Raw genomic sequence first — 25,487 nt, 5'->3', positions numbered from 1 at the left:
AGAGAGCGTTAATGAAAACACAGTTTAAACTCATTGGTTTTGATTTAGACGGCACGTTAGTCAACAGCTTGCCGGATTTAGCCTTATCCGTAAATTCGGCATTGGCAGAATTTGGTTTGCCACAAGCACCGGAAGCCCTTGTTTTAACTTGGATTGGTAACGGTGCGCCGGTATTGATTGCTCGAGCATTGGATTGGGCAAAAGAACAAACCGGCAAAACATTAAGTGAAGCGGATGTAGAAAAAGTGAAAGATCGCTTTAGTTATTATTATGGCGAAAATCTTTGCAATGTGAGCCGATTATATCCGAATGTAAAAGAAACCTTGGAAGCATTAAAAGCGAAAGGTTATACGTTAGCGGTGGTTACTAATAAACCGACTAAACACGTTCAACCTGTGTTGGCGGCATTTGGCATTGATCATTTATTTAGCGAAATGTTGGGCGGACAATCTTTGCCTGCAATCAAACCGCATCCGGGACCGCTTTATTATTTGTGTGGTAAATTTGGGGTTGAACCTCGACAAGTATTATTTGTGGGGGATTCTAAAAATGACATTCTCGCAGCACATGCTGCCGGTTGTGCCGTTGTAGGATTAACCTATGGTTATAATTACAATATTCCAATTAGCGAATCCAATCCGGATTGGGTATTTGATGATTTTGGTCAATTATTAAAGATTCTTTAATTTTTCCCAAAAAGTGCGGTGAAAAACGACCGCACTTTAATGTCCTAATTAACCCGATTACCTTGAATTCACCAAACCCACCCCCATATTATTCCAAATTGTCGAAATAGAATTAGAGAGAAGATATGAACGCCAAAAGAATACAACGCACGATGCCCGTACTACCGTTACGTGATGTCGTGGTTTTCCCTTATATGGTGATGCCGCTTTTTGTGGGGCGTGCAAAATCCATTAATGCCCTTGAAGAAGCGATGAACGAAAATAAACAGCTTCTCTTGGTTTCACAAAAACAAGCGGATTTAGAAGAGCCGACGACTGATGATGTGTTTGATGTGGGCACCATTGCTAATATTATCCAGCTTTTAAAATTGCCTGATGGCACAGTAAAAGTGCTTGTGGAAGGGCAACAACGTGCAAAAATCAATCATCTGGAAGAAGGGGAACAATTTTTTTCAGCAGAAATCACCCCAATTGATACCGTCCAAGGTAATGAAAAAGAATTAGATATTGTAAAAAATGCGGTATTGTCCGAGTTTGAAAATTATCTGACCTTGAATAAAAAAGTGCCGGCTGATGTGTTAGGCGCTCTACAACGTATTGATGATGCGGATCGCCTTGCAGACACCATGGCTGCCCATTTGCCGGTGAGTGTTCGCCATAAACAAAGTGTGTTGGAATTAGCTGATGTGCAAGCACGTTTGGAATATTTGCTTGGTATGATGGAGTCGGAAGCGGATATTCTACAAGTGGAAAAACGCATTCGAGGTCGCGTAAAAAAACAAATGGAAAAAAGCCAACGTAACTATTATTTGAGCGAGCAAATTAAAGCTATTCGCAAAGAAATGGACGATGGCGAAAATGAAGACACCATTGATGAAGTGGAGCAACTTCGTCAAAAAGTGGAAGCGGCAGGTATGCCGGCAGAAGTGCGTGATAAAGTGGAAAGCGAACTGCAAAAACTCAAAATGATGTCAGCAATGTCAGCAGAAGCCACCGTGGTCCGTAGCTATATCGAATGGATGATCCAAGTGCCATGGCATAAACGCACGAAAGTAAAAAAAGATATTGCCAAAGCACAGCAAGTGTTAGATGCCGATCATTATGGATTGGAGCGTGTGAAAGAACGCATTTTAGAATATCTTGCGGTGCAAGCGCGTCTCAATAAAATTAAGGGACCAATTCTTTGTTTAGTTGGACCACCGGGGGTGGGTAAAACCTCACTCGGTCAATCCATTGCCAATGCAACAGGGCGTAAATATGTGCGAATGGCACTTGGTGGCGTGCGTGATGAAGCGGAAATTCGTGGTCACCGTAAAACCTACATTGGTGCATTACCGGGCAAGCTCATTCAAAAAATGGCAAAAGTGGGAGTGAAAAACCCATTATTCTTGCTTGATGAGATCGATAAAATGGCATCGGATATGCGTGGTGATCCTGCTTCTGCCCTATTAGAAGTGCTTGATCCTGAACAAAATACCTCCTTTAACGATCATTATTTAGAAGTGGATTATGATCTTTCCGATGTGATGTTTGTGGCGACCTCAAATTCTATGAATATTCCGGGGCCGTTACTTGATCGTATGGAAGTGATTCGCCTTTCCGGTTACACGGAAGATGAAAAACTGAATATCGCGATGCGTCATCTGTTACAAAAACAAATTGAGCGTAACGGTTTGAAGAAAGGTGAATTAGTGGTGGAGGAAAGTGCTATTTTAGACATTATCCGCTATTACACCCGAGAGGCTGGCGTGCGTAATTTGGAAAGGGAAATTTCCAAAATCTGTCGTAAAGCGGTGAAAAATTTATTAGTGAATCCTAAGCTAAAATCTATCACGGTTAATGCTGACAATCTTCATGATTATCTTGGTGTGAAACGTTTTGAGTTTGGTAAAGCGGACACGCAAAATCGTCTAGGCGAAGTAACAGGTCTGGCGTGGACAGAAGTGGGCGGTGATTTGCTTACCATTGAAACCGCCTCTGTGGTGGGTAAAGGTAAACTAACCTTTACCGGCTCTCTTGGTGATGTGATGAAAGAATCCATCCAAGCGGCAATGACGGTGGTTCGTTCACGTGCCGATAAACTTGGTATTAACCCTGAGTTCCATGAAAAACGTGATATTCATATTCACGTACCGGACGGCGCAACGCCAAAAGACGGTCCAAGTGCGGGTATCGCAATGTGTACGGCGCTTGTGTCTTGTTTAACGGGCAATCCGGTGCGTGCGGATGTGGCGATGACAGGGGAAATCAGTTTACGTGGTAAAGTATTGCCAATTGGCGGCTTAAAAGAAAAACTCTTAGCGGCACACCGTGGCGGTATTAAAACCGTATTGATTCCAAAAGATAATGTAAAAGATTTGGAAGAAATTCCGGATAATGTGAAACAAAGTCTTGTTATTCATTCGGTAGAAACCATTGATGAAGTGTTAGGCTTGGCACTTGAAAATCCACCGGAAGGTGTGGAGTTTGTCAAAGTGGAAGCCAAACCCAAAGCGCCTCGTCGTAAAGCCGCCACGAAAACAACAAGAGCGGTCAATTAGTTGAATACTTTTTAGGGCTTGTGAAAACAAGCCCTTTTTGTATCTCTAAACTTTGATTTTTTGACGGTTCAAGTGAAGAGTTGAATAAAATGTAATGTTATTGTTATAGAAGTGAAACTTTATTTTTGTGTTTGGTAAAAAATATGCGAATATGAAGACTATTTTTTAACCAAAACAAAAGGACGCGCATATGTCATCAACAGTTCCTCAAAAAAACAGCAGAATTCAGCATTTTTTAAAAGGGGTGGAATGGCTTGGAAATTTACTGCCTCACCCTATCATTTTATTTATGTTGATGTGTGGTATTTTGATCGTACTTTCAGCGATTTTGCATTATTTTGATGTGAGCGTTTTGGATCCCCGCCCTAATCATTCAGGCGATATTATCGTGAAAAGCCTGCTTAGCCAAGAAGGGCTTGCTTATATGGTCAGCAGTTTGGTAAAAAATTTCACCGGTTTTGCGCCACTTGGTACAGTTTTAGTGGCAATGCTTGGGGTATCTATTGCTGAATCTTCAGGTATGATTTCTGCGGCGTTGAGAGGGTTAGTTGTTGGCGCACCGAAAAAATTAGTGACCTTCACTATTGTATTGGCTGGTGTTATGTCAAATACGGCGGCAGAACTGGGTTATGTGGTATTAATCCCTCTTGCCGCAATGATTTTTCATGCGCTTGGTCGTCATCCTCTTGCCGGACTTGCCGCTGCATTTGCCGGTGTTTCAGGCGGATATAGTGCTAATTTACTATTAGGTACGGTAGATCCTCTTTTATCGGGAATTACTCAAGAAGCGGCCCGTTTAATTGACCCGAATTATGTCGTCGGACCTGAAGCAAACTGGTATTTTATGTTTGTTAGTACATTTTTAGTGAGCATTTTAGGCTATTTGGTCACAGAAAAAATCGTTGAACCACAATTAGGAAAGTATGATTCCCAGAATGCGGATGATCCTTCTATTCTTAAAAATAAAGTGGAAAAATTAACACCTAATGAGAAAAAGGGATTGATGTGGGCCGGAATTGCAATGTTAATTTTTTCCTCACTACTTGCATGGACAATTGTTCCCGAAGATGGCATCTTGCGTAATACCAAAACAGGGCTTGTGGCGGGCTCGCCTTTCTTACATGGTATTGTGGTCTTCATTTTTATCTTTTTTGCTATTCCCGGTTATATCTATGGGCGAGTCACCGGTTCAATGAGATCTTCTCAAGACATTGTAAAATCTATGTCGCAAGGTATGGCTTCAATGGGAATGTACGTTGTATTGGTATTTTTCGCGGCACAGTTTGTGGCATTTTTTAAGTGGACGAACCTAGGCTCAATTGTTGCTGTAAAAGGGGCTAATTTACTTATTGATCTTGGCTTAACAGGCCCCGTGCTTTTTGTTGGGTTCATATTGGTTTGTGCATTTATTAATTTAATGATTTCCTCCGCTTCAGCGCAATGGGCATTAACCGCACCTATTTTTGTACCGATGCTGATGTTGGTTGGTTATGCTCCGGAAGTGATTCAGGCGGCATATCGTATTGGTGATTCAACAACGAATATTATCACGCCGATGATGAGTTATTTCGGCTTGATTATGGCGGTGGCGGTTCGTTACAAAAAAGATACCGGTGTGGGGACGCTAATGGCGATGATGATCCCTTATTCATTTACTTTTATCATCGGCTGGATGACTCTTTTCTATCTATGGGTTTTTGTGTTTGGTTTACCAGTTGGACCAGGCTCATTTACTTATTTTTCAACGCCATAACGAAGGGGTTGTTTGACCATTTTGTAGATAATAAGGCTCTCAATGCAGAGCCTATTTTAAATTTTTTCCGTTGTGTTTCATAATCGCATAAAATAGCACAAGTTTTTTTCAGTCTGTGAATTATTATGCTTAGACTTCCCCCACTTTCTCTCTATATCCATATCCCTTGGTGTGTGCAGAAATGTCCCTATTGTGATTTTAACTCTCATGCTCAGAAAGGTAAGATTCCCGAAAAAGATTATATTCATCACTTGTTGCAAGATTTACAAATTGATCTGGCACGTTTTAATTCATCGATTCAAGGGCGTAAATTACATTCTATTTTTATTGGAGGAGGAACGCCGAGCCTATTTTCTGCGGAAAGTATTGCGTATTTGTTGAATGAAGTAAAAAAACATATTCCCTTTGAACAGGAAATTGAAATCACCTTGGAAGCTAACCCCGGTACAGTAGAAGCAGAACGCTTTAAGGGCTATGTGATGGCAGGTGTGACGAGAATTTCGATGGGGATTCAAAGTTTTAACGATGAAAAACTTCAGCGTCTCGGACGAATCCATAATGGGGCAGAGGCAAAAAGTGCGGTCAATTTGGCGAAAGTTTCCGGTTTGCAAAGTTTCAATTTGGATTTGATGCACGGGCTACCCAACCAAACTCTTGTTGAAGCCTTGGATGATTTACGGCAAGCCATTGCGCTTTCACCTCCTCATCTTTCTTGGTATCAACTCACCATTGAGCCTAATACAATGTTTGCCTATCGTCCTCCAACCTTGCCCGATGAAGACGCACTTTGGGATATTTTTGAGCAAGGGCATCAATTACTCACCGCCGCAGGATATCAACAGTATGAAACTTCCGCTTATGCTAAACCGGGGTTTCAATGCCGACACAATTTGAATTATTGGCGTTTTGGCGATTATTTAGCGATTGGCTGTGGGGCGCACGGAAAACTCACTTTTCCCGATGGGGAGATTCTGCGTTTTTCAAAAACAAAGCACCCGAAAGGCTACTTGAGAGGAGACTATCTTTATGAAGAAAAAAACGTCCCTGAAATTGACCGCCCTTTTGAATTTTTTATGAATCGTTTTCGTTTATTGGAAGCAGTACCGAAAGAGGAATTTGAGGCTTATACAGGGTTGGCACAAAGTGCGGTCAAAAATCAGATTGAAATTGCACTGCAAAGAAATTATATCGTGGAAACGGAAACCGCTTGGCAGATTACCGAACATGGGAAATTATTTTTAAATGAACTATTAGCATTGTTTTTAACAGAAGATTAAGCCATGTCATTTTTTCATGATGAGCTATCAAAATTTGCACTTGTTTATTTAATTTTAGCGTATTAAAGTAACGCAATCGTTTACTTCTTAAAAAGAGAAAAAGAAATGGATCAATTAGAAATGAAAAAATTGGCGGCTCAAGCGGCATTGCAATATGTGAAAGCAGATACCATTGTGGGCGTGGGCAGCGGTTCTACCGTAAATTGCTTCATTGAAGCCTTAGGGGCGATGAAACATCAAATTAAAGGTGCAGTGGCTGCATCAAAGACCTCTGAAGAATTGTTGCGTAAACAAGGCATTGAAGTATTTAGTGCAAATGAGGTGTCGGGATTAGATATTTATGTGGACGGCGCAGATGAAATCAATCCGCAAAAAATGATGATTAAAGGCGGCGGAGCCGCATTGACGCGAGAAAAAATCGTGGCTGCTCTAGCGAAAAAATTTATTTGTATTGTGGACTCCAGCAAACAAGTGGATGTGTTGGGTTCAACCTTCCCATTGCCAGTGGAAGTAATTCCAATGGCCCGCTCACAAGTGGGCAGAAAATTAGCCGCACTTGGCGGTGCGCCGGAATATCGGGAAGGTGTGGTGACGGATAACGGTAATGTGATTTTAGATGTGCATAATTTTGCTATTCTAAATCCGGTGGAAATGGAAAAAGAACTCAATAATGTTGCCGGCGTGGTAACAAATGGTATTTTTGCTTTACGTGGTGCGGATATCGTGATTGTCGGCACACCTGAAGGTGCAAAAATTATCGAATAATTTATATAAATAAATATAAGGAAGGCAAACATGGCAAATAAAGTGTCACTCGACAAATCAAAAATCAAATTTGTATTGTTGGAGGGGGTGCATCAAAGTGCATTGGATACCTTGCATTCCGCAGGCTATACTAATATTGATTATTACAAAAAAGCCCTTGATGGCGATGAGCTGAAGGCAGCGATTAAAGATGCGCATTTTATCGGGTTGCGTTCACGTACGCATTTAACTGAGGAAATGATTGATGCCGCACCAAAACTTATTGCGGTAGGCTGTTTTTGTATTGGCACCAATCAGGTTGATCTTAATGCGGCAAAAGCACGGGGAATTCCGGTATTTAACGCACCGTTCTCAAATACGCGTTCCGTTGCAGAATTAGTGTTAGGTGAAATTTTGCTTTTGATGCGCAATGTGCCGCAAGCCAATGCAGAAGTGCATCGTGGTGTATGGAATAAATCCGCCACCGGTTCACACGAAGTGCGCGGTAAAAAATTAGGTATCGTAGGTTATGGTCATATCGGTTCTCAATTAAGCATTATTGCGGAATCTTTAGGTATGGACGTGTATTTCTATGATATTGAAAATAAATTACCGTTGGGTAATGCTAAGCAAGTGCGTAGTCTGAAAGAACTGCTTGGATCTTGCGATGTGATTTCTTTGCATGTACCGGAGTTACCTTCAACCCGTAATTTAATGAGCGCGGAGCGTATTGCACAGCTAAAACAAGGTTCTATTTTAATCAATGCGGCGCGCGGTTCGGTGGTGGATATTGATGCTCTTGCCAAAGCCTTAAAAGAAGGCAAAATTCACGGCGCAGCAATTGATGTATTCCCTGTTGAACCGGCTTCAATCAATGAAGAATTTATCTCGCCATTGCGTGAATTTGATAATGTGATTTTAACGCCGCATATTGGCGGTTCCACAGCAGAAGCGCAAGAGAATATTGGTTTTGAAGTGGCCGGTAAATTTGTGAAATATTCCGACAATGGTTCTACGTTATCCTCTGTGAATTTTCCGGAAGTTTCTTTACCGGAACACGGAGGCACTAAACGTTTGTTGCATATTCACGAAAATCGTCCGGGTATATTGAACAAGCTCAATCAAATTTTTGTAGAAGCCAATATCAATATCGCCGCACAATATTTACAAACCGACCCGAAAATCGGTTATGTTGTGGTGGATGTGGAAACAGAGAATGCCGAACCTTTATTAGTTAAACTGCGAGAAATTGACGGCACAATACGAGCACGAATATTATATTAATAATAAAAAAGTGCGGTTGAAATCAACCGCACTTTTTTAGGAACGTTAAAGAATGTGTTGATATTGTTCTAACATTTCTTTCGGCCATACGCTTGATTGCACTTCGCCAATATGTTTCTTACGCAACAAGAACATGGCTAAACGTGACTGACCAATTCCGCCACCGATTGAGAGAGGTAATTTTCCGTCTAACAATTCTTGATGCCAAGCCATTTTTAAGCAATCTTCTTTACCGGTTAAAGCGACTTGCAAACGAAGCGCAGATTCATCCACACGGATCCCCATAGAGGATAGCTCGAATGCTGTGTTAAGTTGGTCGTTCCACACAAGAATATCGCCATTTAAACCTTTGTAGCCGTTTTCAGATTCCGTTGTCCAGTCATCATAATCCGGTGCACGTCCATCATGTGGTTTACCATCGGATAATTTACCGCCAATACCAATCAAAAATACCGCACCATATTCTTTACAAATGGCATTTTCCCGCTCTTTACTGGAAAGATCAGGGTAGCGTTTTACCAAATCTTCACTATGAACAAAGGTAATTTGTTTTGGCAAAATGGAAGGGATATCAAAACGGGCCTCTACCGCAAGTTCCGTTAAGCGAATAGCACGATAAATAGAATTAACGGTTTCTTTTAAGTAAGCAAGGTTACGGCGACCTTCCGGAATCACTTTTTCCCAATCCCATTGATCCACATAAATGGAGTGGGTCGGATCTAAAGAATCCTCATCGGGACGTAAGGCTTTCATATGAACAAAAAGACCTTCCCCCTCTTTAAAATGAAAACGTGAAAGAGTATGACGCTTCCATTTTGCCAAAGAGTGAACCACTTCATATACGGCATTTGGAATACATTTCACGTGGACTTGAACCGCTTTTTCAATACCGGATAAATTATCTTGCATACCGTTACCCACTTGGCTAAGAATTGGGCCTTGCACCTCAATAATGCCCAATTGCTCGATCAGGTTTTGAGTAAAGGTGTTTTTAACAAAACTAATTTCTTGTTGTTGTAAAATAAATGTTTTCTTCATATTTTCCGCCTATTTCTAATAATAAGTTGAGTTTTGCGTATTATTCAGTAAATCGTAGTTATTGTTCAAGTATTTTGTTTACATTTAAAATAATTTTAAATATTATCTAATTAAATGATAATTTATTAGAATAATTCTAATGGAGGCTATTTTATGCACAATATTGATAATCTCGATCAACAAATTCTTCGCGTACTCACCAAAGATGCACGCACGCCCTATGCTGAAATGGCAAAAAATTTTGGCGTCAGCCCCGGAACAATTCACGTTCGTGTGGAAAAAATGCGTCAATCCGGCATTATTGAAGGTACAAAAGTGATTATTGACGAACGTAAACTCGGCTATGACGTATGTTGCTTTATCGGGATTATTTTGAAAAGTGCGAAGGATTACGAGAAAGTAATTAAAAAATTGGAAACCTTTGATGAAGTGGTCGAAGCCTACTACACAACGGGAAATTACTCGATTTTCATCAAGGTGATGACCCACACCATTGCCGAATTGCATTCCGTTCTGGCGACAAAAATTCAGTTAATTGATGAGATCCAATCTACTGAAACGCTGATTTCAATGCAAAATCCTATTTTGAGGGATATTAAGCCTTAAAATATCTTAAAAAAACACCGCACTTTACTCATAAAAACAAAATGACACTGAGCAAAGTGCGGTCAATTTCAAATTCATTTTTAACGGTATTTATCTAGAAACCGATAGTATTTCACCCCGATCTTCGTAGCTAAATTTTTCACCCATTTTCCACCGTAAACGGAAGGCACTTTTAATCCTTCAAAAATTTGCAGACGCTCGTCATTGCCTAAAATTGCTTCCGCAACAATACGCCCAGCCAATCCCGTTAATGCTACACCATGGCCTGAATAACCTTGCGCAAAATAGATATGTGGGGAAATTCGCCCGAAATGCGGGCTAGAGTTCATTGTCATATCAATCGGTCCAGCCCAACCGTAGTCGATTTTTACATTCTCTAATTGGGGGAAAACGTGCAACATATTTTGTCGCATTACAGCGACCATATCTTTTTCCGAACTGGAATCACTGCCGAAAAGCAGGCGATTGTCTGCACTCAAACGATAATAATCGAGCAACAAATTGTTATCGCATACGGACATTCCGTTATTAATCACAGAGTCTGCCACGGTCTGGCTTAAGGGTTCGGTAGCAATAATAAAACTTTCTACCGGCATAATTTTTCGGTTAATGCCACGGTGGATAGATTTAGGGAGTGCATCAATATAAGCGTTAGTGGCTAAAATAACATCTTGAGAAATGACCGCACTTTGGTCGGTTTTCACCTCAATACAACCGCTTTTTTCGATAAGATCTACCACAGGTGATTGTTCAAAAATCTGCACACCGAGATCTAAACAGGCTTTTGCCAATCCTAGGCAATAATTGAAAGGATGCAAATGACCGGAATTGCTATCGTATAAACCACCTACATAGATATCGCTACCTAAATGCTGTTTTAGTTTCGCTTTGTCCCAAAGCTGCATATTTTGATAGCCAAAATTTTTATGGCTGGCTTTTTCCATTTCAATCAGGTCATCCATACGGCGATAGTTCAATGCAAGGGTCGCATAGCCTTTTTTCCAGTCGCATTGAATACCATATTTTGTGATGCGTTCATCAATAATATCAATGGCTTCCAGCGACATTTCCCAAAGTTGACGTGCTTTATCAAAGCCAAGCTGTTTAATATACTCATCAATGCCTTCTTCAAAGCCGTTTATGGCTTGCCCTCCACTGCGACCGGACGCCCCAAATCCCACTCTAGCCCCTTCCAATACAATCACTTTTTTACCTTTCTCGGCTAGCTCTAATGCAGCGGATAGACCAAAAAAGCCTGCGCCGATCACACAGACATCGGCGTGTTTGATTTGTGTTAAAGGAGGAAGTTGGAAATCTTGATTACGTGAATCAAAATAATAGGAGGAAACGTGTTCTCGATGAGCAAAAGTTAGCATAAAACCTCTCGTTGATAAAAACTGGCGAAATCTTACGCCGATGGGGAAATATGTCAAACCCTTTGCAAAAAATGTTATACTGTCCGGCGCATAAAATTTATGCATTTTGATTAATCGTTTATTCCTAGGAGACCAATAAATTGAAAAAATCTGTTGCTCGTTCTGTCAAAAATCTTTTTCTTTCTGCGACCGCACTTTTTGCGGCATCTGCTTTTGCTAACAACAAACTTTATGTTTATAACTGGACGGATTATGTGCCGCCTGAACTCGTTACGCAATTCACCAAAGAAACCGGCGTAGAGGTGATTTATTCCACCTTTGAAAGCAACGAAGAAATGTATGCTAAATTAAAATTGACGGAAAACACCGGCTCCGGCTATGACGTAGTGTTCCCATCAAGTTATTATGTCAATAAAATGATCAAGGAAAATATGCTCCAACCCCTTGATCACAGTAAATTAGAGAATTTAAAACAAATTCCAAAACACTTGCTGAACAAAGAATTTGACTCTGAAAACAAATTCTCCCTACCTTATGTTTACGGTTTAACCGGCATCGAAGTCAATTCTGATGAGATTGATCCAAAAACTATCACCAGTTGGGCGGATTTATGGAAACCTGAATTTAAACACAAAGTGCTGATGACCAGCGATGCCCGTGAGGTTTTCCATATTGCTCTATTATTAAATGGAAAATCCCCTAACACGACCAACGAAGAAGAAATCAAAGCGGCTTATGAGCGCTTGGTGACCTTATTGCCTAATGTGATTACCTTCAATTCCGACTCACCGGAAGTACCTTATGTGCAAGGAGAAGTAGCGCTCGGAATGATTTGGAACGGCTCTGCCTATCTCGCCCATAAAGAAAACCCAAGCCTACAATTTATCTACCCGAAAGAAGGGGCGATTTTCTGGATGGATAACTATGCAATCCCTAAAACGGCAAAAAATGTGGAAGGGGCACACAAATTTATCGATTTCCTACTTCGTCCTGAAAATGCCAAAGTGGTGATTGAGCGCATGGGCTTTTCAATGCCGAATGAAGGCGTGAAAGCCTTGCTTAGCCCTGAACTGGTGAATGACCCGACTTTATTCCCTCCTTCAGAAGAAGTGGAAAAAGGCATTATGCAAGGCGATGTGGGTGATGCCGTGGATATCTACGAAAAATATTGGAATAAATTAAAAACCAATTAATTTCTTCTTTCAAAAAAGTGCGGTTAAAAATATTCATAAATCACTAAAGTGATTTATTCACTCCTTTGGAGCCGTTGGCAAAGCCAACGTTCAAAAAACGTCGTTTTTTGTGACCGCACTTTTTGTTATACTCCCACCAATTTTTTCTCAATTTAACGAATTTAAAGGTTAAGCCAATGCGCACAAGTCAATATTTATTTTCCACATTAAAAGAAACGCCGGCGGAAGCGGCGATTGTCAGCCATCAACTGATGTTACGGGCAGGGATGATTCGCCCTCTTGCAGCCGGGCTTTATAACTGGATGCCAACAGGGTGGCGGGTATTACGTAAAGTGGAAAAGGTGATCCGTGAAGAAATGGATAAAAGCGGTGCACTCGAAATTAAAATGCCGGTAGTACAACCTGCGGAACTTTGGCAAGAATCGGGCCGTTGGGAACAGTATGGCCCTGAATTATTGCGTTTTACCGACCGTGGTGAGCGTGGCTTTGTTATTGGTCCGACAAACGAAGAAGCCATTACGGATTTAATGCGTCGTGAAATTACCTCTTATCGCCAGCTACCAATGAATCTTTATCACATTCAAACTAAATTCCGTGACGAAGTACGCCCTCGTTTTGGGGTGATGCGTAGTCGTGAATTTATTATGAAAGATGCCTATTCTTTCCATACCGATAAAGAAAGTTTGCAACAAACCTATGATGTGATGTATCAAACTTATAGCAATATTTTCAATCGCTTAGGGTTAGATTTCCGTGCTGTACAAGCCGATACAGGTTCTATTGGCGGTAGTGCTTCACACGAATTCCAAGTATTGGCAAACAGTGGCGAAGATGATGTGATTTTCTCCACTGAATCTGATTATGCCGCTAATATTGAATTAGCGGAAGCTGTGGCGATAGGCGAACGAGCTGCCCCAACAAAAGCGATGGAATTGGTTGATACACCGAATGCCAAAACCATTGCAGAATTGGTTGCACAATTTAATCAGCCTATTGAAAAAACCGTGAAAACCTTGATCGTCAAGGGGGTGAGCGAGGAGCAACCACTGGTGGCATTAATCATTCGTGGTGATCACGAACTGAATGAAATCAAAGCGGAAAAATTAGCGGAAGTGGCATCACCTTTTGAATTTGCTGATGAAGGGGAAATCAAAGCCAAAATTGGTGCTGGAGTGGGATCATTGGGACCGGTCAATCTTAATATTCCTGTGATTATTGATCGTTCGGTAGCACTGATGTCAGATTTTAGCGCAGGCGCAAATATTGACGGCAAACACTACTTCAATATCAACTGGGAACGTGATGTGATATTACCGAAAGTGGCGGACATTCGTAATGTGGTGGAAGGCGATCCGAGTCCGGATGGCAAAGGAACGTTACTCATTAAACGTGGTATAGAAGTAGGGCATATTTTCCAACTGGGCAAAAAATATTCCGAAGCTATGAATGCCACCGTGCAAGGTGAAGATGGTCGCCCAATGGCTGTTACTATGGGTTGTTATGGTATCGGAGTAACCCGTGTGGTTGCGGCTGCTATCGAACAACATCATGACGAGCGAGGTATTATTTGGCCGACTGATGAAATTGCCCCTTTCACCGTAGCGATTGTCCCTATGAATATGTATAAATCCGAAAGTGTTCGTGAATATGCCGAAGAACTCTACCGCACTTTACAGGCACAAGGCGTAGAGGTGATTTTTGATGATCGCAAAGAACGCCCGGGCGTAATGTTTGCGGATATGGAATTGATTGGTGTCCCGCATATGATCGTGATCGGTGAGAAAAATCTTGCGAATGGTGAAATAGAATATAAAAACCGCCGTAGTGGTGAAAAAGAAATGATTGCAAAAGAGCAATTATTTGATTTCTTGAAAGCTAAACTGGCTTAATTTACAAAATGCAATCAGCCCCTCAGATAGTTTATTTTGAGGGGCTGATTGTTTTATGAGCAACCGAATGTTTAAAGTGCGGTTATATTTTATTGCCGTAAAACCGCCTCAAAACGGGCAGGTTTAACCAGCACTTTTTTAGCGATCTCCTCAATCTTCGCTTTATCGGCAATTTGTTCCAAACGTTGATAGAGATAAATTGATTGCGGATTACCCTGTTGCCAATAGCTCTCCTCAATTAGGCTTGCCACGGAAACCAAGGAATCAAATTGGCGTTTAATTTGTTGTAGTTGCTCTGCCTGTTTTTTGCGCAATAAGGTTTCATCTATCCCATTCTTAATGATGTCATCTAAAACTTGATAGGTTAATTTAATGAGTTCATCAGCCCGTTCTGGCGCACAGCTAAATTCAATTTTTCCTTCAATTTGCGGCAAGTTCGGTTCTTGGCTAAACCAACTATTGACAGAATAAATCCCCGATACTTTTTCCCGTAAAACAAGGCGAAGTTTTTCCTGCACAATATCACCAAGAATGTCCAAGGCATATTTTTGTTCCGCTTGCCATTGGTTTTCCGCAGTAAGATAAATTTCCACATCCGCTCTCGGTTCACTTAATCCGTTCATGGTGAATGTTTTTTTCGGTGTATGAATACGGATAGGTTGATAAACCCGGGATTGCGTTTTCACTTCCACCGTTGCTAAATATTGTTTTGCTAATTTTTCAACATCATTTCGGGAAATATCACCAATAATGAAATAAGTGAAATCCGTTTTATCTAAAATCTTTTGTTGATAAATTTGGCTTAATTGTGCGGCGGTAAAACCCAATAATTCCGCTTGATTTTGGGTATAAGCCGTGGCGGTATTAGGTTGACGTAAACGGGAAACCGCTTGCATAAATTTTGTTTCCACATCAATTTGTTTGAAATAATCCTGCGTTTCCCGACGATATTTTTGTAGTGCATTATCGGAAATTGGCGCAGATTGCAATTTTAAACGAAACAGTGTGAGTAAATTGGCAAGATCCTGTGATTTTGCTACGCCGGTGAAACCTTGTTTGTCATCATCAATCACCGTTGCCAACACAAGTGGATTTTGCCCAAAGAGCTGATCCACATCTGCTGTGGCGAGTTCGCCCACACCGGTATCGTCCACCAAAATGGCTGAGGTACGTAATAGATGATAATCTTGATTCGGAACAGAGCGTAATCCACCACTTGTTACCGCCCGAAAATGCACTTGATTAGGTGTTTTATCGCTGTAATGATAAACCAATTTTGCCCCGTTACTCAGGCGATATTCATCAATATTGCCTTTATCCCAATGTTTTTCTAATACCAATGTACCGCCTTCAGAGGAAAAGTGCGGTCGTTTTACCTTGTGTTTTTCCTTTTGCCATGGATGTTGAACCGCTCTCATTGCTTGATTCCAACGTTGTTCAATATACGTCGCATCAAAAGGCAGCGGCTTTTCCGGTAGCGGTTGGGTAACCAATAATAATTTGGCCTTTAGCACCAACATATTATTAAAGGTTTCATTGATATCTTTGATGTTGATTTCATTTAAGAAACGGCGATTGAGTTTGTAACGATCTTTTGTGTTTAAGGTGATTTGATGGTTTGCCGCAATGGAAACCAAGTCATCGGCAATTTTTAGACTACCGGAACGGATGCTTTGCTGCTTTTCATTAAGTTGACGAAGCCTTGCAATTTCCTCATTAAGCTCATCATCAGTAAAACCATATTGTTTAATTTCAGCGATAAAAGAAAAAAGCGCGCTGATATTTTTTAAATAATCGGTATTGAATAATTGCAATGAAAAGACGGTTTGTAATGTTTGTTTACCGAGATGAGAACGGTAAAAATTGGCTGAATCCAGCCATTCGCCTTGGCGTTCTTCCCATTTTTGCAAACGTAAATTGACTAAACGGGTAACGATTTGTTGAATGAGATCTTGCTTGTAATCCGCAAGGGTTTCCTGCTGTTTATCGTCTTCAAAAAAACTGAGTTCCAATGCTGGGATATTCGTGCCTTGCTCGGCGACACTTGCTACCCGCCAACGGTTTGTTAGTGGGATGGAAAAATCAATTTTATCAAGAGGTGTTTGCAATCTCGGATCAGTTTGTTCCAATGTGTTTGTCAGCAACGTTTTGACTTCATTCGGATTAATATCGCCCACCACGATCACTGACATATTATCCGGTCTGTACCATTTATGATAAAAATCCGCCACCCGATCACGAGAAATATGGCGAACAATATTCATATCTCCAATGGGATCGCGTAGTACATAGCGTGAACCGACCATTTCAATGGCGCTTTTCTTATCGCCGAGACGTAACATCGGGCTTAATCTGCGACGCCATTCTTCTTCGACTACACCTCGTTCACCATCAAGATCTTTAGGTAAAATGGTGAGATGATTCATCCATTCATTGATTACATCAAAGGCGAGACTCAGTTTTTGCGGGCTGTTACCATCTAAATTCAGCGTGTAAACGGTATTTTCAAAATCGGTGAAGGCATTAATATCGCGGGCAAATTTCATCCCTAATTTTTCCAGTGCGGTAATGATGGTATTTTCGGGATATTTTTTCGAGCCGTTAAATGCCATATGCTCCACGAGATGGGCGATGCCTTTTTGATCGTCATCTTCGTGCATTGAACCGGCATTCACCACCAAACGAATATATACCCGTTCTTTCGGGTCGTTGTTCTTTAAAATATAGTATTGTAATCCGTTAGCCAATTTACCCTGTTTGATATCGGGATCAAAAGGTAATGTGTCGGAATTTCTCCCACTTTGGCAGGCGATAAACAAGCCAAAAGTGCAAAATACTAAAAAAAGTGCGGTTAGTTTTTTCATCGTTTTTCATTCAATGTAAAAAAAATCTACGCTAATTCACATTAGCGTAGAAGGAATAAACATCTATTTAAAATTTATAGCCGACTTCCAGCCAAAATTCACGACCTGGCGTATAAATGCCGTATTCATCACTACTTGAAACCGGTTTATGAGATTTGCGGGTTTGATTTAATACGTTGAGGATATCCACTTGTAAATAAACGCTGTGGTTGCCGGCTATTGTCGGTTGCCAACGGATACTTGAGTCCCACTGGGTATGACGACCGTAATGATAGGAGCGATAACGGGAAATATTGTCGCCAAAATCGCCATCTAATGCTTCATGGCTGCGAATAGGGGCTTTCATATAGACTTTATTTGACCAAGTGATATGGTAATCCGGAATCGCCATATCCACGCCTAATCGTGCAATCCAATCTTCAGTGGAAGCATTGATCTTATTTAGCATCTGACGACGTGTCATTAATTTGCTGTCGAGATATACCTGTTCATTAGGATTAAGATCTCGCCCCATATCTGCGCGTTTTGTTTTCAACCAGTCGAATCCTAACGTGCTTGTCCAATAAGTTTTACCTAATTTCCAAGGTTCAATGTTATTGACTTGGAATGTGTAAACATCAACGCTGAAATCACTGCCGTTATAGTAGGCGTTTACTCTGTTAGCACCACGTTTTAATAGGATACGATTTTTATTTTGGCGGTGAATATAATTCAGTTTAAATGCTAAATTTCCGAATTCTTGTTCTATGCCCAAGCTGAGTTCATCGGCATAAGGCGTTTTTAGTGAATTGAATTCTTGATATTCTCGGCTGGTATCACGATTGATTTTTAAAATTTCATTAGTCAGTTTTAATGAGGCGAAAGAACGACCATAGTAACGGTTCAATCCTAATGTCAAACCGGTTTCTTCCCAAGGTTTATAACGTGCCACAAAACGTGGGGCGATATTATTGTTTTGTAAATAATCATCCCGTTCAATACGTACGCCAGGGCGGAATTCCAATTTTTTCCATGTAATTAAATCTTCCGCATAAAAGACGAAATTTTGATAACGGGTTTTCGCACTGCCTTTATAAGTGATACTGGGGTTTTCCGTCGAATAAAACGGAGATTTAACAATAATTTTTTGATGTACATCCTGAGGTCGGTGGAATTTATAGTGTGTCGCCTGATAGATCCCACCAACAGAAATAGAATGGTTGGTTGCCCCCCAATCAAAGGGGTCAATGGCAAACTCCGTTGAGAAGTGAAGATTATCTTGTGTCAGGGAGCTGTTACCATAACCGCCTTTTTCATAATCATAAATTTGGTCAAAATTTTCATCAAGAACGGAAACCGTCTCGACACTGGCAGAGGAGGATTTTCGTTTATCTTTGAAATGATCATAAGCAAGGGTATTTGTCCAAACACCCGAATCAAAGGAATGCACCCATGCCAATGTCGCACCGAATGCTTGGTGATAATCGCTGACATCGCTATCAATATTGGTGGCAAAATATTTTTGTTCTTTGTAATTGGAATAACGGAATCCCAGCTCGACACGATCTTTTTCACTTGCCGCTAAATTGAAATTTAGCAATAAATTATCGGAATTTCGCAAGTGATTTTGTTTATTTAATTTCGCCTCGGTATCGTAGCCGATTAAGCGATTTTGTTGGATGCGGGAATGACGTTTACTGTAGCCTAACACCATACCTAAATTATCCGTTAAGCCTTTTTCCAAAACAATGTTGAATGTCTGCTTACGATATTTAGGCTGAAATGCGGCGACACCGTCGGCATCAGGTCTGATTTTATCCAATAAATTTTGTGCCGAATTATCGGCATTCATTTTTGCCCATCCGGAATTCGTCGTGCGATATTTGAGTGATACGCTATCTTTACCATTATATTGTTTCGTTTTGGCAACCACTGCACCGCCCATAAAGCCGCCTAAACTGGCGGAAATATTGCTGTCATGCACTTCAACTTTTGACAACGTAGAGGCATCAAAGAAATAAGCCTGTGTATGGCTAATTCCCGGCACGACTTGCATTGCACCGCTAAAAACCTCACTATCCACTGTTAAGTCATTGTTTACATTGACATTGTCCATAAAATAAGCGGTTTGATTTGTATCAGCCCCATTAATTGAAATATTTTGTGGTTTAATTTCCCCACGTTGAAAACCGTCTTGATCGCTATCTTCATAACGAATATGTGGGTTAGAACGCAAATAATCGGTAATGTTATTATTGCTTGTGGGCGTTTTTTCTATTTCTGTGGAAGTGAGCGTTTGAGTTGAGGAAAGGGATTTATTATTGTCACCATATACTACAATTTCTGACAGCATATTAGCGCGATTTGTAGTGTTTGCTTCGGAAAATGCACGGGAGGCACACAAAGTGGCGCAAATAAAAAGCGCGATTTTATTTTTATACATGGTATTCCTTAGGTTAAACAAATGAAAACAATTATCATATAGATCCTTTTTTCAATGTAAAGGAATTTTTGTCAATGAACGAACGTTTGATTTTTTATTGTGCTTAAAGGGGGAAGAGAGAGGTGGGAGAGTGTAAATCTATTATTATAGAGGCGGAGCGATAAATGGTTTTTACGATATTTAAGGATAATAAAAGAGGAATAACAATTCCCCTTTTATTTAGTTTTCAAACAATTCTACACTCAATACACCATCTTCCGTTTTTAATAATGTGTAAATGTCTTTAATCATGGCGCTGCCGATAGCAAAACATCGGATTTGAACTCTGACCTCGCCATTAGCCAAATCTTTGACATAAAGATTTTCAATGCTGTAATCATTTTGAATCAGTAAATTTGTGATGACGGCAATAGAAGCGGATGAGCTGAGGTGAATGATAATTTTGGTTTTCTTTTTTCGTCCTCTATTCCGGACTAAACGCTGTATCATTGGGCTAAAACGAATAGCGATTAAAATCATTGCCGTAGCGATTAAGGCATCAAAAATAAAGCCTGCGCCGGTCGCAATACCGATAGCCGCCGCAGCCCAAATAATCGCTGCGGTAGTTAATCCTGAAATAGCGTCATTCTTTTTATGCAAAATGACTCCCGCCCCGAGAAAACCAATTCCGCTAATCACTTGGGCGGCAAGACGCATCGGGTCGGTGCGGATGTTTTCGGATACCTGTGCATAATGTTCAGCGGCTTGAATGGAAACCATAGTTAATACACAAGTGGTAATTGCAATAATTGCGCAAGTTTTAATGCCAACAGGTTTGTGCTTTAACTCGCGCTCTAAACCGATAATACTTCCTAAAAACAAGGCCAAAAACATTTTGCCGAGAATAGTTAATTGATGAGTGCTTAAAAGTGCGGTCAAAATAAGGGATGAATTTTCCATTTCTATATTGCTATTTTTTTAATCATAAAGTTAGAGATTCTAACGATTTGAAAAATAAAAATATAGTTAATTTTACGATCTTTTACTTTTATTTGGTCGCCTTTCACACAGAAATTCAGTAGAATTAGCACTATTTTACGAGAATGAAATAGAGATAAATTTATGCAAAATTCAACTCCGAATATTGGCTTTGTGAGTTTGGGTTGTCCTAAAAACTTGGTGGATTCCGAACGCATTCTGACAGAATTACGCAGTGATGGTTATAATATTGTACCGAGTTATGAAAATGTTGATTTAGTGATCGTCAATACTTGCGGCTTTATTGATAGTGCCGTGCAAGAATCTTTAGAGGCTATCGGTGAGGCATTAGAAGAAAATGGTCGTGTGATTGTAACCGGTTGCTTAGGCGCAAAAGAAGATCGCATTCGTGAGGTTCATCCGAAAGTATTAGAGGTTACCGGCCCTCACAGCTATGAGGCGGTGATGGAACAGGTGCATAAATATGTACCGAAGCCGAGACATAATCCGTATCTTAGCCTTGTGCCAAAACAAGGGGTGAAACTTACGCCAAAACATTATGCTTATTTAAAAATTTCTGAAGGTTGTGATCACCGTTGTACTTTTTGTATTATTCCTTCAATGCGTGGCGATTTGGAAAGCCGATCTATCACTCAGGTGCTGGATGAAGCTAAACGTTTAGCCGAAGCAGGCGTGAAAGAATTGCTCGTAGTATCGCAAGATACTTCAGCTTATTCTATGGATTTAAAACGCCAAGAAGGAGGCGTGAAAACGTCATTTTGGAATGGAATGCCGATTAAAAATGATTTAATGACCCTCTGTAAGCAACTGGGAAAACTCGGTATTTGGGTGCGTTTGCATTATGTTTATCCGTATCCGCACGTCGATGATTTAATTCCATTGATGGCAGAGGGCACGTTACTGCCTTATTTGGATATTCCTTTGCAACACGCCAGTCCGAAAATTCTTAAAGCGATGAAAAGACCGGGCAGTATTGACCGCACTTTAGAGCGCATCAAAAAATGGCGTGAAATTTGCCCGGATTTAACCTTGCGTTCAACCTTTATTGTGGGATTTCCGGGCGAAACGGAAGAGGATTTTGAATTATTACTCAATTTCTTAAAAGAAGCGCAGCTTGACCGTGTCGGCTGCTTTAAATTTAGTCCTGTGGAAGGTGCCCCGGCAACGGAGATGGCAGAGCAAGTACCGGAAGAAATCAAAGAAGAACGCTACCATCGTTTTATGCAATTACAACAAGAAATTTCAGCTAACCGTTTGAAACAAAAAGTAGGTAAAACCTTAGAAGTGCTGGTGGATGAAATTGATGACGAAGGTATCATTGGACGTTCCAAAGCGGATGCGCCGGAAGTGGATGGTTTGGTTTATATTGATAATATAAGCGGCGCTGATGTAAAAGTCGGCGATGTAATTAAAGTCTCCATTACCCAATCAGATGAATATGATCTGTGGGGAACTTGTTAAATTAAAATAAAAAGGAAAATAAAATGTCTGAAGTGAAACAACCAAGTGTTGTACGTTTTGAAAAAAAAGTTGCAGCAAAAAATTATGAAGATGCTTGTGTAGAGCTGCTTGATATCCTTGGTAAAATTGATTCAAACTTTGGCGAAATTAAGGATATTGAAATTGATTTTCCCAAACAGCTTGAAAATCTAGCCCAGGATAAACATATCTATTTTGCTACTCGTATGGCAGTGGCAATTACAGAATTATTCACTGATCCTAAATTAGAAGTTTCTACTTCCGGCGCACAACGTTTCTTAACTTTACAACGTTGGCTGAATATGATTTTTGCTTCATCACCTTTTGTAAATGCAGATCACATTTTACAAACCTATAATCGGAAGCCAAATCCTGAGAACCCGTTAGATATTCATTTGGATACGTCAGAATCTGCATTGATTAAGTTCTGCATTTTATATTTGCCGGAATCAAATGTTAACCTTAATTTAGATGCGTTATGGAATATTAATCCGGAACTTTGTGCCTCTCTGTGTTTTGCATTACAGTCACCTCGTTTTATTGGTACGGAACAATCATTTGGTAAACGTGCAGCCCTCTTACAATGGTTCCCTGAAAAATTAGCGCAGATTGAAAGTCTAAACAATCTTCCTAGTGGTATTTCTCATGATGTATATATGCATTGTAGTTATGATGTTGCACAGAATAAACATAATGTAAAACGGGGATTAAACCAGGTTATACGTCGCTTTCTTCTTGGGCAGGGCTGGACTGATCGTGATGTAACAAAATTAGGTGAGCGTAATGGTAAGCCGGTGATGGTTGTACTTTTAGAACATTTTCATTCCGCACACTCAATCTATCGCACGCATTCAACATCAATGATTGCCGCACGTGAACATTTCTATTTAATTGGTATCGGTGGTAAGGCTGTAGATGATGCGGGCAGAGACGTATTTGACGAGTTCCATTTAATCAAAGGTAATAATATCCTTGATAAACTGACGTTCTTAAAAGCGATTTGTGATGAAAACGGCGCAGCTATGCTTTATATGCCAAGTATTGGTATGGATCTTACGACAATTTTTGCCAGCAATACTCGCCTTGCGCCAATTCAAGCCATTGCACTAGGACACCCAGCCACCACTCATTCTGATTTTATTGAATATGTGATTGTAGAAGACGATTATGTAGGCTCAGAAGAATGTTTTAGTGAAACCTTATTACGTTTGCCGAAAGATGCGCTTCCTTATGTACCATCGGCCTTAGCACCACAGAATGTAGAATATCGCTTACGTACAAATCCGGAAGTTGTGAATATTGGTATTGCCTCCACCACAATGAAATTAAATCCTTATTTCTTGGAAGCATTAAAAGCCATTCGTGATCGAGCCAACGTCAAAGTACACTTCCACTTTGCATTGGGTCAATCCAGCGGTATTACCCACCCTTATGTCGAGCGTTTTATTAAATCTTATTTAGGTGATGATGCCACGGCACATCCACATTCACCTTATCACCAATATCTCCGGATTTTGCACAATTGCGATATGATGGTAAACCCATTCCCATTTGGTAATACAAACGGCATTATTGATATGATCACCCTTGGTTTGGTGGGAATCTGTAAAACAGGTTCAGAAGTGCATGAACATATTGATGAAGGCTTATTCAAACGCCTAGGTTTACCTGAATGGCTCATTGCCAATACCGTAGATGAATATGTGGAGAGAGCCATTCGTTTAGCAGAAAATCATGAGGAACGTCTGGCTTTACGTCACCATATTATTGAAAATAACGGTTTACAAACACTCTTTACCGGCGATCCAAGTCCGATGGGTAAAGTCTTATTGGAAAAATTTAATGAGTGGAAACTTGCTAATTTAGGTGAAAAACCGAAGAGAAAAACAACGGCAAGAAAACCGGCAACTAAAAAAGCGACAGCGCAAACAAGTGCTTCAAAAACAGTGGCTAAGAAAAGTGCGGTCAAATCTGAAGCGAAATCTACGGCAAAAACAACCGCAGCGAAAAAATCGACTAAAACTAATTAAGACGGCTTAAAATAACTGAAAATCCCCGAAAGGGGATTTTTTCTTGTATAAGCATTAACGGATAGATAAATTTATGTTTATTCATCATAAAAAACTTGATTTTGCTCACACTATCTTGTAATTAATAAACCCATTCAAACACAACATTAACAAAGGAAAAACTATGAAAAACGTCGGTTTTATCGGATGGCGCGGAATGGTCGGTTCCGTATTAATGGATCGAATGGTTCAAGAAAATGATTTTGCGAACATCAATCCTATTTTCTTCACTACTTCACAAGCAGGGCAAAAAGCCCCTGTATTCGCCGACAAAGATACTGGTGAACTCAAAAGTGCTTTTGATATTGATGAACTCAAAAAATTAGACATTATCGTCACCTGTCAGGGCGGCGAGTACACCAACGAAATCTATCCAAAATTAAAATCAGCAGGTTGGAACGGCTACTGGGTTGATGCGGCTTCAGCGTTACGTATGGAAAAAGATGCCATTATCGTACTCGATCCGGTAAACCAAAATGTGATTGATGAAGGCTTGAAAAACGGCATTAAAACCTTTGTGGGCGGCAACTGTACAGTGAGCCTTATGCTGATGGCAATCGGCGGTTTATTCGAGCGTGATTTGGTGGAATGGGTCTCTGTGGCAACCTATCAAGCTGCATCAGGAGCAGGCGCAAAAAATATGCGTGAATTGCTTTCCCAAATGGGCTTATTGCGTGATGCCGTGAAAGAGGAATTAGCCAATCCCGCGTCTTCTATTTTAGACATTGAACGCAAAGTTACCGCAGAAATGCGTTCTGCTGATTTCCCAACAGAAAATTTTGGTGCGGCACTTGGTGGCAGCCTTATCCCTTGGATCGACAAATTGTTACCGGAAACAGGGCAAACCAAAGAAGAATGGAAAGGTTACGCCGAAACCAACAAAATTCTTGGTTTAAGCAACAACCCTATTCCGGTTGATGGTTTGTGCGTACGTATCGGTGCTTTGCGTTGCCACAGCCAAGCCTTCACCATTAAACTGAAAAAAGATTTACCGTTAGCGGAAATCGAACAAATTATAGCCTCACACAATGAATGGGTGAAAGTGATTCCAAACGACAAAGAAACCACATTACGTGAATTAACCCCGGCGAAAGTTACCGGCACATTAAGTGTGCCTGTCGGACGTTTGCGCAAACTCGCCATGGGTGGCGAATATCTCGCCGCTTTCACCGTAGGCGATCAACTCTTATGGGGTGCCGCTGAGCCGGTTCGTCGTATTTTGAAACAGTTGGTGGCATAATTGTTACTCACCAATAGGGCGTTATTTACGCCCTTATTTTATAGATTCC

General features: G+C 40.6%; 17 protein-coding genes. 12 read left to right on the top strand and 5 right to left on the bottom strand.

Annotated elements, in window-relative coordinates:
- Positions 1 to 11 precede the first annotated feature (11 nt).
- The 6 genes from A3GE_RS0109135 to serA all read left to right on the top strand — a co-directional run bounded on the left by A3GE_RS0109135 (position 12) and on the right by serA (position 8,284).
- Positions 12 to 686: a phosphoglycolate phosphatase gene (locus A3GE_RS0109135; RefSeq protein WP_018356959.1), complete on the top strand. Its 675-nt coding sequence runs from the start codon at positions 12 to 14 to the stop codon at positions 684 to 686.
- A gap of 125 nt (positions 687 to 811) precedes the next feature.
- Positions 812 to 3,226 (top strand): endopeptidase La, encoded by a 2,415-nt coding sequence (lon, locus tag A3GE_RS0109130; RefSeq protein WP_018356958.1) that lies wholly within the window; start codon positions 812 to 814, stop codon positions 3,224 to 3,226.
- 190 nt (positions 3,227 to 3,416) lie between these two features.
- Positions 3,417 to 4,979 carry an AbgT family transporter gene (locus A3GE_RS0109125; protein WP_018356957.1) on the top strand — a complete coding sequence of 521 codons (1,563 nt, stop codon included), beginning with the start codon at positions 3,417 to 3,419 and terminating at the stop codon, positions 4,977 to 4,979.
- A gap of 125 nt (positions 4,980 to 5,104) precedes the next feature.
- On the top strand, positions 5,105 to 6,256 hold the full coding sequence (hemW, locus tag A3GE_RS0109120; protein WP_026215460.1) for a radical SAM family heme chaperone HemW: 1,152 nt from the start codon (positions 5,105 to 5,107) through the stop codon (positions 6,254 to 6,256).
- A gap of 105 nt (positions 6,257 to 6,361) precedes the next feature.
- On the top strand, positions 6,362 to 7,021 hold the full coding sequence (gene rpiA / locus A3GE_RS0109115) for a ribose-5-phosphate isomerase RpiA (protein ID WP_018356955.1): 660 nt from the start codon (positions 6,362 to 6,364) through the stop codon (positions 7,019 to 7,021).
- A gap of 30 nt (positions 7,022 to 7,051) precedes the next feature.
- Positions 7,052 to 8,284 (top strand): phosphoglycerate dehydrogenase, encoded by a 1,233-nt coding sequence (gene serA, locus A3GE_RS0109110; RefSeq protein ID WP_018356954.1) that lies wholly within the window; start codon positions 7,052 to 7,054, stop codon positions 8,282 to 8,284.
- Positions 8,285 to 8,329: 45 nt separating this feature from the next.
- Here serA and asnA read toward each other — a convergent pair whose 3' ends face one another.
- A complete protein-coding gene (asnA, locus tag A3GE_RS0109105; RefSeq protein WP_018356953.1) occupies positions 8,330 to 9,322 on the bottom strand; it encodes an aspartate--ammonia ligase in 993 nt (330 codons plus the stop codon).
- Between the two features lie 153 nt (positions 9,323 to 9,475).
- Here asnA and asnC point away from each other — a divergent pair, with 153 nt between their 5' ends.
- Positions 9,476 to 9,928: a transcriptional regulator AsnC gene (gene asnC / locus A3GE_RS0109100; protein WP_018356952.1), complete on the top strand. Its 453-nt coding sequence runs from the start codon at positions 9,476 to 9,478 to the stop codon at positions 9,926 to 9,928.
- A gap of 80 nt (positions 9,929 to 10,008) precedes the next feature.
- Here asnC and A3GE_RS0109095 read toward each other — a convergent pair whose 3' ends face one another.
- Positions 10,009 to 11,304: an NAD(P)/FAD-dependent oxidoreductase gene (locus A3GE_RS0109095; RefSeq protein WP_018356951.1), complete on the bottom strand. Its 1,296-nt coding sequence runs from the start codon at positions 11,302 to 11,304 to the stop codon at positions 10,009 to 10,011.
- Between the two features lie 140 nt (positions 11,305 to 11,444).
- On the opposite strand from A3GE_RS0109095, the gene A3GE_RS0109090 reads away from it, so the two are divergent.
- Positions 11,445 to 12,497 carry an extracellular solute-binding protein gene (locus tag A3GE_RS0109090; protein ID WP_018356950.1) on the top strand — a complete coding sequence of 351 codons (1,053 nt, stop codon included), beginning with the start codon at positions 11,445 to 11,447 and terminating at the stop codon, positions 12,495 to 12,497.
- 176 nt (positions 12,498 to 12,673) lie between these two features.
- Positions 12,674 to 14,386: a proline--tRNA ligase gene (proS, locus tag A3GE_RS0109085; protein ID WP_018356949.1), complete on the top strand. Its 1,713-nt coding sequence runs from the start codon at positions 12,674 to 12,676 to the stop codon at positions 14,384 to 14,386.
- Between the two features lie 89 nt (positions 14,387 to 14,475).
- Here the strand turns inward: proS and A3GE_RS0109080 are convergent, their stop codons facing one another.
- The 3 genes from A3GE_RS0109080 to A3GE_RS0109070 form a co-directional block, all read right to left on the bottom strand.
- The gene (locus A3GE_RS0109080; protein WP_018356948.1) at positions 14,476 to 17,250 is read right to left on the bottom strand and encodes a M16 family metallopeptidase; all 2,775 of its coding nucleotides are present in this window, start codon (positions 17,248 to 17,250) and stop codon (positions 14,476 to 14,478) included.
- Positions 17,251 to 17,317: 67 nt separating this feature from the next.
- Positions 17,318 to 19,672: a TonB-dependent receptor plug domain-containing protein gene (locus tag A3GE_RS0109075; RefSeq protein WP_018356947.1), complete on the bottom strand. Its 2,355-nt coding sequence runs from the start codon at positions 19,670 to 19,672 to the stop codon at positions 17,318 to 17,320.
- A 219-nt stretch (positions 19,673 to 19,891) separates the two neighbouring features.
- Entirely contained in the window at positions 19,892 to 20,611 is a 720-nt protein-coding gene (locus A3GE_RS0109070) for an MgtC/SapB family protein (protein ID WP_018356946.1), read from the bottom strand.
- A gap of 162 nt (positions 20,612 to 20,773) precedes the next feature.
- Between A3GE_RS0109070 and rimO the strand changes: the two genes are divergently transcribed.
- The 3 genes from rimO to asd all read left to right on the top strand — a co-directional run bounded on the left by rimO (position 20,774) and on the right by asd (position 25,438).
- On the top strand, positions 20,774 to 22,111 hold the full coding sequence (gene rimO / locus A3GE_RS0109065) for a 30S ribosomal protein S12 methylthiotransferase RimO (protein ID WP_018356945.1): 1,338 nt from the start codon (positions 20,774 to 20,776) through the stop codon (positions 22,109 to 22,111).
- Positions 22,112 to 22,134: 23 nt separating this feature from the next.
- Positions 22,135 to 24,159 carry a UDP-glucose:protein N-beta-glucosyltransferase gene (locus A3GE_RS0109060; RefSeq protein WP_018356944.1) on the top strand — a complete coding sequence of 675 codons (2,025 nt, stop codon included), beginning with the start codon at positions 22,135 to 22,137 and terminating at the stop codon, positions 24,157 to 24,159.
- Between the two features lie 163 nt (positions 24,160 to 24,322).
- Positions 24,323 to 25,438 (top strand): aspartate-semialdehyde dehydrogenase, encoded by a 1,116-nt coding sequence (asd, locus tag A3GE_RS0109055; protein ID WP_018356943.1) that lies wholly within the window; start codon positions 24,323 to 24,325, stop codon positions 25,436 to 25,438.
- Positions 25,439 to 25,487 lie beyond the last annotated feature (49 nt).

It is taken from the genome of Rodentibacter pneumotropicus DSM 21403, assembly GCF_000379905.1.
Lineage (GTDB): Bacteria > Pseudomonadota > Gammaproteobacteria > Enterobacterales > Pasteurellaceae > Rodentibacter > Rodentibacter pneumotropicus.
The sequence above is the reverse complement of the archived record's forward strand: the minus strand, read 5'-3'. Positions and strand labels throughout refer to the sequence as shown.